Annotated in this window: 6 protein-coding genes; all 6 read left to right on the top strand. The window is 39.6% G+C overall.

What is annotated here, in order from left to right; translation table 11 throughout:
• Window positions 1–271 precede the first annotated feature (271 nt).
• A complete protein-coding gene (locus tag BGP78_RS17270) occupies window positions 272–1,306 on the top strand; it encodes a hypothetical protein (RefSeq protein WP_119862550.1) in 1,035 nt (344 codons plus the stop codon).
• 233 nt (window positions 1,307–1,539) lie between these two features.
• Window positions 1,540–4,572 carry an amino acid adenylation domain-containing protein gene (locus tag BGP78_RS17265; RefSeq protein ID WP_119862549.1) on the top strand — a complete coding sequence of 1,011 codons (3,033 nt, stop codon included), beginning with the start codon at window positions 1,540–1,542 and terminating at the stop codon, window positions 4,570–4,572.
• Complete coding sequence (locus tag BGP78_RS17260) at window positions 4,569–8,072, top strand: non-ribosomal peptide synthetase (protein WP_119862548.1); 3,504 nt, start codon at window positions 4,569–4,571, stop codon at window positions 8,070–8,072. The genes BGP78_RS17265 and BGP78_RS17260 overlap by 4 nt, the downstream gene beginning before the upstream one ends.
• Window positions 8,073–8,273: 201 nt before the next feature.
• Window positions 8,274–9,272: a TauD/TfdA family dioxygenase gene (locus BGP78_RS17255; protein ID WP_119862547.1), complete on the top strand. Its 999-nt coding sequence runs from the start codon at window positions 8,274–8,276 to the stop codon at window positions 9,270–9,272.
• A 403-nt stretch (window positions 9,273–9,675) separates the two neighbouring features.
• Window positions 9,676–10,110, top strand: a complete 435-nt coding sequence (locus BGP78_RS22970) for a condensation domain-containing protein (RefSeq protein ID WP_259386366.1) — start codon at window positions 9,676–9,678, stop codon at window positions 10,108–10,110.
• On the top strand, window positions 10,103–11,251 hold a 1,149-nt coding region (locus BGP78_RS17250), incomplete at its 3' end, for a condensation domain-containing protein (RefSeq protein WP_259386365.1). The genes BGP78_RS22970 and BGP78_RS17250, both read left to right, overlap by 8 nt.

Genomic DNA, 11,251 nt, shown 5'->3' with positions numbered 1-11,251 from the left:
TGAAACTTAAGTTTTTCTAATTGATTTATATTCTAATAAGTATTAATTGACTTGGGTTTTTAATTGAAATCAATTTTACAATTGATTATGTAAGATGATATAAAATAAATTCGATGAATATACTTTAAGAAAAGACAATTCAAATTATCTTGGTTTTTTTGTATTGTTTTCTGATTTCTATTACGGATTTATTTGAGGGTGGCTTTCACTTCTCGATTTTTTATTATGTAATTATTGATTTAAACTTACGGTATTTAAAGGTGCAGTATTTATGTTGAAATTAGATAAACCTATTCCTAATAGGCTTTTACTGGGACTAGTACACTCTACAATTACAGGTATTGAAAAAAAAGACTGTTTTTATGATCAACTCCACTATGTAAATAGGAAGTTTATTGAGTCGAATTCTGATGAGTTTTTGGATATTGTGATCGATGGTTTAAAGGATCTTCATCCTGGTTTAAGTCGCAGTGATATTGCTTATGTAAATGATTTTGTTGCACCAGTAAACTTAGAAAACTCAGCGGTTAGACCGGTTTCAGAGTTAAACAAAGAGAACAAGTACCAGTGGCATATTGATTCAATCGATCAATGGATGGGGCCTTGTTATAACTTATGGATACCATTGTATCGTCAAAAAGCCTTAGGGAAGTTAGATGAAAAGCCTTTATTTGAAGTAATGACAGCGGAAGATGTACCGAGTTTGTACGATGAAGATTCATTTCCGAAAAGTAACTTTTTAATTGATGGCGAAACACAATCGCCAGATTACTTAAGTGTTGCTCAAGAATTTACGTCGCTGGACATGCGTACGTTAAAAGAGAGCTTTTTATATTATGATGCAAAAGGAAAAATCTCGACACTATCTAAAAGTGACATGAAAACAAGCTGTGTTGTTAAACCTTCATTGGGTGATGCTTATATTTTCAGGGCCAATCAATTTCATTCGTCAGGACCATCTCAATTTGAACGAATAGGCATTGCGGTTAAAGTGATTATTACGAATCCTAAATTTGGTTTTAAGGAACATGATAAATTCAGGTACCCACCTCCTTTTGCTGGGTGGGAAGGTTTATTTGCAGGTTGTTATGCACAATACAAGGATTTTACCTCTTTTAAAAAGTATCTTGATTTTAGCATTGTAGGTGAACAAGTTGAATTACGAAAGAACCAAGAAAAGTTAGATAATATCAATATTGTATTAAGTGAAATTGCCCAGGAAATGCAGCACTTTGCGGATACAGGTGCCTATGCTCCTGAATCAGATAATGCCCAGCAAGAAGAAATGGAAATGGGCTTTTTGTAGCAAGATAAATTAGAGCAACAAAGATGTTACTAAGAGAGAGCTAGCTTCTTATAAATTTATTATTTAATAATATTAAAGTTAAATATAGCTAGGCATATTTTTACAGTAAATATCACTTTTCCTAAAATTAAATTGATGCTTTTACAAGTGTCTAGAGTTCTTTGTTGATAATTAGATAAACACACATGAATATTTTTTGGTTGTTCATCAACCGGAAAAACAAGGAATAACCAATGAATAATAAAGTGCTGGCGTCTCCGATCCAACGAGCGCATTGGAATCAGCTAAATAATACGAATAAAGAACAATTAAATACGGCTGCTATTAGTGCTGTCTACCCTGGTATGCTCAATGCTCAGGGTATTGAAGCGTACTTACATCAATTGGTCGGGTGTTTCGATATCCTCCGCACATATTATGAAACCGATGAATTGGGTGCGTTATGGCAGCACGTTTCCACTGATATACCAATTCAGTTTTCTACTTTGAATTGGCACGGATTGAATGAAGATGAGGTCACTGAGCAAAAGAAAAAGGAGTCACAAACACAGTCAATTAGCAGTGTGACTGAACCGTGGGTACGAGTTGTCGTGGCAGAAATGGTCGACTCATGTTGGCTTCATCTTGAAGTTATGGGATTGAACACAGATGTTTTCTCACTGAATTATTTGCTTGAATCTTTAGTTGATGCAGGTAACGGCCGCCTTCAGGATGCACAAGGGCGGTTACATGACGAGATCATTCAATATGAAGATTTGGCACCTTGGTTAGGTGATTTCCTACTAGATGAAGAATTATTAGATGCCCGTAAATTTTGGACTCGAGATAAAAGTGAGCGAGCGTTAGATCAAAAGCTGTCGTTACAACGTTATGTTCAGGCGACAGAAAGTGTGTATGCGTTTTCTACGATGGCGCTAGATGACCTGTATGATCCCATTGCGAGTTATGCATTTACACATCAAGTGAGTATTGCAGAAGTGATTTGCACTAGTTTGAGACACACGCTAAAAAGGTACTCATCAGACGCGGTGCTATCAAGAGTATTTGATAGTCGTGCAGACAGTGATCTTGCCGATGCTATCGGACCGTTAAGTCGAGCAGTGCCTTTATTCTCCGACATGGATGGAGTGTTTGATACTGCAATCAAACAAGAGCAAGCATTAAGTGAGCAGGGTGTTGATTATGGTGAATGCTTTATTAAAAGCCATGACCATGAAATTTCAGGGTTTAGTTTCATTTTCGATAGTATTGACAGATCGTCAGCGTCGCACAGTGATGTTGAGCAAATTATGAGTCTATCGGAAGCGTTAAAAATACAATTTCTCTTTATTAACCAGGGGAAAAACAGCCGATTACAGTTTACATATGACACCGGTTATATGGATGAACAGGCAATGGCTTATTTTGTAGCAAGCTGTAAAGCTGATTTAATAAAGCACATTGGTGAGGCATGTACTCAGAAGCAGCCTGCTTATCAAGGCCGTGGTGACATCGTCACAGCGAGTTGTCATTCAGTATTAGATCAGTTTACTAACATTGCAGACACAACGGGAGGTTCTGTAATACAAATTGATGGTAAAAAGCATACGTTTGCTGAGATTAATGACGATGCAAATCGATTGGCGAACTGTTTGATCGCCGCAGGTACTGGTCATGGCGATGTCATTGCGCTATGCCTTACTCGATCTATTGAATTTGTTATTGCGATGCTGGGCATTATGAAAACAGGGGCTGCCTATGTCCCGATTGATATTGATCTTCCTGCACAGCGTATTAGCGCTATGATACAAGATGCACAGGCCAGCTCTCTGATCTGTCAAGGGGAGTTGATGGTTGAGGGGTGTCATTCGATTAATTATGCTGAGTTGGATTTGCATGAATACGATACTACTGCGCCTGCGATTAAGATTGCATCAGATGACTTAGCCTATATTTTATTTACATCTGGTTCGACGGGAAAAGCGAAAGGGGTTAGCATTAGCCACAAAGCGCTACTTAACCATATGACTTGGATAAACACAGAGTTCAAGTTTAACCCTCAAGACCGTTTTTTACAAAGAACGTCAGCAAGCTTTGATGCCTCTGTTTGGGAGTTTTGGAGTCCGTTAATGGTTGGTGCAACCATGGTAATAGCACCGCAGGCAATCAATTATGATCAGGCATTATTTAAACAGACTTTGACTGAACAACGTATTACGCGCATGCAGATTGTCCCTTCATTGTTAGACTTGTTAATAGAATCAAGAGCTGAATCACAGACATATCACTTAGACACGATCTTCTGCGGAGGGGAAGCGTTAAGAACCATAACAGCACTCAATACAAAGAATGCATTCAATTGTGACGTTGTAAATTTATATGGGCCTTCAGAGTGCTGTATTGATGCGCTATTTTGGCGTTTTGATGAGCGTTTACAGACTGACTTTGTGCCAATTGGATATCCAATTAATAACCTGAGCTGCCGAGTAATAACGGAAGGGGGTCGGATTGCAGAGGTTGGTGAATCGGGTGAGCTGCAAATTAGTGGAGACTCGGTATTTTCTGGCTATTATGGACAAGATGAACTCACTGCTGCTGCGCTTGAGTACTGTGATTTAGCGTCTACCAAGTTCTATAAAACCGGTGACCATGTACAAATTTTAGCCGATGGCAATTTAATGTATCTGGAGCGACTTGATGATCAGGTGAAACTGAATGGATTTAGGATTGAACCTGAGGAAGTATCCATGTTTGTCATAAATAATGGTTTGTCGGAACAAGCACAATGTAAGGTGGTCGGTAATAGTTTGTCTCTGTTTTACATTGGTGCCAAGGTGTCTGAGCAAGAGATCATCCTGAAATTGAAAGGAGCGCTACCTGAATATATGGTACCGACCCAATTGATCGAACTTGAAGAGTTTAGCTATTTATCAAATGGTAAGCTGGATTCGAAAGCGTTGGTGGCATTGGCTTTAAATTACACAAGTGCGGATTATGTGATGCCGTCAACGGATGTGGAAACTAAGTTGGTTGCTATTTGGCAAGAGCTACTGGATACGTCGATGACGATAGGTACATCTCATGACTTTTTCAATATTGGGGGGCACTCACTGTTGGCGATGAAGGTACTTAATCGTATCCAAGAGCAATTTGAGGTCAATATTAGCGTCAGAGTGTTATTTCAAAATAAAACAATTGCCGAATTGGCAGCGTATTTAGAACCAATGATCTTACTAAATGCAACACACGATAGCGAAGTAAGTGAGATGGAGGGAGGATTATTATGAATGTTGTAGAGTTATTGAAAGAGGCCAATGGTAAGGGCATTATACTTTATTTAGAAAAAGGTAAGTTAGCTTTTAAAGCGCCTCCCGGCGCGATGGATAATACGATTAAAGCACAAATAGTGGCCATGAAAAGTGACATTGTTGAATTGTTAGAAGAATACGCTACGTCGGGCGCACCACAGTTAAGAGCAAGGCCGGCACAAGTTGGAGATTCAATAATCACGTCCTATGCACAACAAAGACTTTGGTTCATAGATAGCTTGCAAGGGGGATCGGCAGAGTACAATATGCCGGTCGCTTTTGAAGTAAAAGGTCAGCTGGATCTATCGATATTGTCGCGTGTATTTACCACCATTTTAGAACGCCATGAAGTGCTACGTACCGTATACGTTGCTGAAGCTGGGCGTGCACATCAATATATTCGAGATGTATCTGACATTGACTTTGAGATAAAAGTAGAAGACTGCACTCATTTGAGCGGTGATGCGCTTACTGTCGCAGTGAACGCCATGATAAGTCATGACATGGACCAGCCATTTAATCTAAAAGAAGATTTAATGTTGCGTGTCAGCTATGTGAAAAAAGCATCTGATTCAGGTGTACTATTGTTCAATATGCATCATATTGCATCGGATGGATGGTCTACTGAAGTATTGATCAAAGAATTTCTTACCTTATATCATGTGTATAGTGAAGGGCAGGAAAACCCATTACCACCGCTGGATATTCAGTACGCAGATTATACTTATTGGCAAAAAGAATATTTAGAGGGGGAGGTGTTAGATAAACAGTTAAATTATTGGGAAAAGCAACTTCATGACGCGCCGATGATACACTCATTACCGTGTGATTATCCGCGACCTAAAACAAAGCAACATATCGGTGCCATTGTTACACATGAGCTTTCAAGTAACCTTGCGCAAGGTTTGCTCGAATTGGCTAAAAGTCATAATTTAACACCTTTCATGCTTGTGCATAGCGCCTTGTCATTGCTATTAGCCAGACACAGTAATAGCGATGATATTGTGATTGGTACACCAATAGCAAATCGCCTTCAAGCTGAACTAGAGCCTATGATTGGCTTATTTGTTAATACACTTGTGCTGCGCACTAACACGCATCATGAGACACTCTCTCGTTTTTTTGAACATATTCGATTGGTGAACTTAGATGCTCAGTCAAATCAGGATGTGCCATTTGAACAATTGGTAGAGCGCTTAAAGGTACCAAGAAGCACAGAGCACAGTCCGTTATTTCAAATTATGCTCACGACGAACAGTGATTTTGGTGTTAATAGTGATAGCAATGCCCAGTGTTTTCAATTACCAAATGTCGAATTACAGGCGCATCAATCAGACCTTATTCAATCTAAGTTCGATTTAGAGCTGAACGTGAGTATTAATGAGCAAGGTGTGAGCTTAAATTGGATCTACGATGTGAGTTTGTTCTCAGAGTCTCACATAGCTCAGTTGAACACGCATTTGTGTGAATTGTTAAGTAACCTCAGCCACACGGACGTTCAGGCAGATCAAGCGCCTCATGCTGTGCCAATTTTACCTCAAGAAGAAGTTCACCACCTTGTCCATACGCTTAATAGTACGCAATTAGAGTACCCTAATGAACAGTGTATTCATGAGTTATTTGAAGAACAAGTCGCAAAAACCCCTGAGAGTGTTGCACTGACCTTTGAGAATGAGTCACTCACTTATAAACAGCTCAATGAAAAAGCCAACCAAATTGCTCACTTCTTACAGATAAATCATGGTGTAAAGCCTGATACATTGGTAGGGTTATGTGTGGAGCGCTCATTGGAGATGGTGATCAGTATACTGGGTATTTTAAAAGCTGGGGGGGCTTATGTACCACTTGATCCGACACACCCTCAGTCGCGAATTAATGATATTCTAGAGGATACAACACCAGAGGTTGTATTAACTCAGGCTCATTTGACGGATAAATTGTCTAGCGTTGAGGGTAAACTGCTCATACTGGATCAGGAGGCCGATGGCGAGTCAATTTTTACCGAGTATTCAATTGATAACATTGATAAGGCATCAATAAGCTTAACTTCTGAAAACTTGGTGTATGTAATTTATACGTCAGGAACAACTGGTAAACCAAAAGGGATTATGGTTCAGCATAAAGCCTTAATTGCGCGAAAAGTAGGTTGGGATGAGATATTCGAAATTGATAAGCAGCCGCTCACAGTGTTACAAATGGCTGGCTTGTCGGTCGATATTTTGTTGGGCGATATTGTTAAGGCGCTTTGTAGTAATGGTGGCAAGCTTGTTATTTGTTCGTACCAAACGCTGATATCTCCAAGTGATCTTCATAGACTGATAGAGCATCATCAAGTGAGCTACGGTGATTTTGTACCGAGTGTTATTAGAGTACTGACTAGTCACTTATTGGAGAATAAAGCCCGATTAACGAGCTTTCAGCATATATCGATTGGGTGTGAAGCATGGAAAAAAGAGGATTTAGCATTACTCACGCAAGTTATTGATGAAAAAACAGACGTTTACAATTTATATGGACAAACGGAAACTGTCATCGATACGAGTTACTATAAAGCGAATTATCAGGATATGGCAAAAACTAACATGCACTCAATGCCATTGGGTACACCGTTTCCAAATACGTCACTTTATATATTAGATGATAATTTGCAGTTAGCACCGCAAGGAGTATCTGGGACGCTATATGTGGCAGGTGATGGGTTAGCGATGGGGTATTATAATAACACGGCACTGACGAATGAAAAGTTCGTACACAATCAGAGCCAAGATCTCACTGGAAATGTCTTATATTGCACGGGAGATCTCGTCCGTTATTTGCCTGATGGTAATTTAGAGTTTATTGGCCGTGCAGATGACCAAGTTAAAATTCGGGGTTTTAGAATAGAGTTGGGCGAGGTGGAGTCACAGTTAATTGGATTGACTGATATTGATACTGCACTGGTGATGGCCAAAGAGTCATCAACGGGTAAACAGCTGGTAGGCTATATTAAACTAGATGGTGAATTTGAACACAGTACGCAGTTAGATATTGTTACACGCACTAAAGCATCACTAAAAGCCAACTTGCCAGATTACATGGTGCCTGGTGCGATTATTGTGGTGGATACTTGGCCACTGACGTCAAATGGAAAAATAGATAAGAAAGCACTCCCAGATCCAGATCTGTCGCAGGATGAATATAGTGCCCCCACAACGGATGTGGAACGTAATTTAGCCGATACTTGGGCGGAATTACTTAACCTAGATGCCACTACGATCAGTATCACAGCAAACTTTTTCGAGTTGGGCGGCCATTCTTTGTTAATTAGTCGATTAATCGCCTCTATTGATAGTGAATATGGTGTGAGTGTGTCTATTAAAGACGTATTTGGTAACCCGACAATTCAGCATATTGCTGAGAAGGTTATTGAGTTGCAAGCGTTAACTGAACCCGCAGTCGTACCTGCGGTGTCTGAAAGCAAGAATTCAATAGTGATATAAAAATAATGTATAGGTGCCTCTAATCGCAGGTTAAAAAATATTGTCTTTAACCGTATTGCTTTGAGTGAGCAATACGGTTTTAGGCTACCAAAGAAAAAACCAACGAGGCCTTGAGGTTGTTGGTAGATGTGTAGCATGCGCTATTTGATTTCAGGCACAGATAACTTTTAACGGGACATGTATTTGTCTTAGGAGGGAAATATGGAATTGAGAAAAGAGTGTAGCTCTATAATTAATATGAGAGACAGTGACACGTTAAGCACCAGTGTCGTTTTGGTTTTATCAGAGCTTGAAAAAAAGAAAATAGAAAAGATTATTGGTGAACATCAGTCTGTTGAATCAGACGATGGTGCAGAGATTATGTATAGCTATTTAGAGACATGGACTAAATTTCCAGAGAGAATTAAAAAGAAATTACTGGAGTTTAAGTTCAAAGGGAATACGAATAGTTATTTGCTGTTAAAAAACTTGCCTCTACAAGCTGGTCTGTGTCCTACCCCACCTAAAAAACATGATGTCATTAGCCGAGAACGTGATTTTGCTGCGCTACTACAATCGGTTATATCGGTCTCTCTAGGCTACTTGTATAACTTTAAAGATAAAATAACCAGTGGTTTAGTGGATGATGTTTTTCCTATAAAACAAGATTCTAATAAACAAGTTGGGACGAATAGTGTTTTTCTAGAATGGCATGTAGAAGATGGTTTTCATGAGATGAAAGCAGACTATGTGTCGTTGTTTTGTTTAAGAGAAGATCACAAGGTACAGACGTACTTGATGCCTGCACGTCATCTTAACTTATCTGATAGTGACGAGCGGCAATTGAGCAAATTTGACTATTTAATTTGGGAAGATTTGACGTTTATTAATGATGGCGAATTGCAAAGCAGTAAAGTTCAAGTGTTGGATGGCACCTCTGATCCTGAGATAATTTACGATCCAGCCTACATGGAGGCATGTAGCAATGAGTCTAAAGATGCAATGGCTGCTGTCAAAGAGTCGATTGTTAAAAATTGCATCTCGTTATCTTTGGCTGAGGGAGACTTACTCATTTTTGATAATCGCAGAGTTGTACATTCTCGTAATGCTTATGAGCCGAAATTTAATGGTGAAGATCGATGGCTTTTACGAACCTTAATTGTTGAGAGCTGGTGGAAAGCGAAAAATAAAAAAGTAAGCTCAACATTGTTTGTAAATTAAGTCTTATTTAACCTCAGGTTTGGATAAGGGTTTTGGAATAGGAAATGTTTTGAAAACAAACTTACGTACAATCCAATGATGATATTTTGTTCAATATCAATGCGCTTTTATGCGGTAATAGCAGGCTATTACAAATGAAAGCAACGCCGAGAGTGAGAAAAATAGCTTTATTGGGCAAATTCGCTTATCCAGAGCTGAGGTTATTTAGTATGAGTAAAGTGAGCGGTGAACTGGGCTGTTCGCAGTGTTGTGTTACCTGCTATTTAAGCAATTAATCATGACAGTGGCATACATGTCATAGTTTGCTTTACACAAAAGGTTACCTGTTATGGCAGTACATTACACTACACAGGTAATCTCCATTAAAAATAAGGTTATTTTAGAGACTAAGGATAGAGTTTCAGTGGAAAATATTAAAGACTTGATAGCGGAGTGTTCAGAGGCGCTATTCTCATTTGAAGTAGTTGATAATGATCAATTAAAGGTAGGCTTTGACAGTGAGCAGCCAGACCCAGCACTGATCCAACGGATAAAGCAGCACAAAGAACACATTGTTTACTATATAAATACCAACGGATATAAAAAGATAATTAAGCATCCCACTCACAAAGTGAACATCCCGTTATCGTATTCACAGCAGCGATTATGGTTCATTGACAACCTTCAAGAGGGCACAACAGAATATAATATGCCCATCGCTTTTGAGGTGTCGGGAAAGTTGGACCTCCCCTTATTAACCCGAGTATTTAGCACCATCATTGAGCGTCATGAAGTACTGCGTACGGTATATCGGGAAGTGCAAGGAGAGACATATCAGGTCGTTTCGTGCGATGTCTGATGTTGATTTCAATATTACACAGATAGATTTAACCCATCTCACAGGTGAGACGTTAACGTCAGAAGTGGCAGAACAAGCGACCCGATTGACCCGTCAGGTATTTAACTTAACACAAGACGTGATGCTTCGTGTCGGGTATATCAAACAGACCTCAGAATCAGGTGTACTACTACTGAATATGCACCACATCGCTTCCGATGGTTGGTCAATGGAAGTACTCCTGAAAGAGTTTTTTACACTCTACCATGCTTATAGCGAAGGTCTAGAAAGTGGGTTGGCTCCGTTAGATATTCAATATAGTGATTATGCACAGTGGCAAAGAACCTATTTAGCAGGGGGGGTACTTGAAAAGCAGCTCAATTATTGGGAGCAACAATTAGCGGATGTACCCGCAGAGCATTCTCTGCCATTAGATAAAGCCCGCTCAAATGAAAAAGAGCGTAAAGTAGCGATTGTGCACGGGCAATTATCAGCGCATATTGCAACCCAATTACAAGCGGTAGCAAAAGCGCATCAATTGACCCCTTTTATGTTATTACATGGTGCGCTTTCATTACTATTGGCTCGGCACAGTAACAGCGCTGATATTGTTATTGGTACCCCAGTTGCAAACCGGTTACAGTCAGAGACAAACCCTTTGATTGGGTTTTTTGCCAATACATTGGTGCTCAGAACGAATACCAATCATGATACACTGAGCGCATACTTGTCGCATATCAGGCAAGTACACTTAGATGCGCAATCAAATCAGGATGTGCCTTTTGAGAAGCTCGTCGAACGTTTAAATATCCCTCGTAGTTCATTGCACGGCCCTTTATTCCAGATAGTCATGACCACCAATAGTGATTATGGTATTCACGATGACAGCAGCACACAGTCATTTCAATTGCCTCATGTCGAGTTACAAACCTACCAGAGTGACTTTATTCGCGCTAAATATGATTTAGACATTGATATGAGTCTCAGTGATATGGGACTGGGCTTAACATGGGAATATGATACTAGTTTGTTTACGCATGCCCATATTACCCAGCTAAATCAGCATTTATGTACACTGTTATCTGCATTAAGCACATTGCAAGCACAGCCTGAGTATGCCATTCATTCTTTACCTATGTTGGCGCAAGAGGAAGTTCACCAC

It is taken from the genome of Pseudoalteromonas sp. MSK9-3 (assembly GCF_003590335.1).
GTDB lineage: Bacteria > Pseudomonadota > Gammaproteobacteria > Enterobacterales > Alteromonadaceae > Pseudoalteromonas.
Note: the sequence above shows the minus strand (reverse complement) of the source record. Positions and strands in the feature narration are given on the sequence as shown.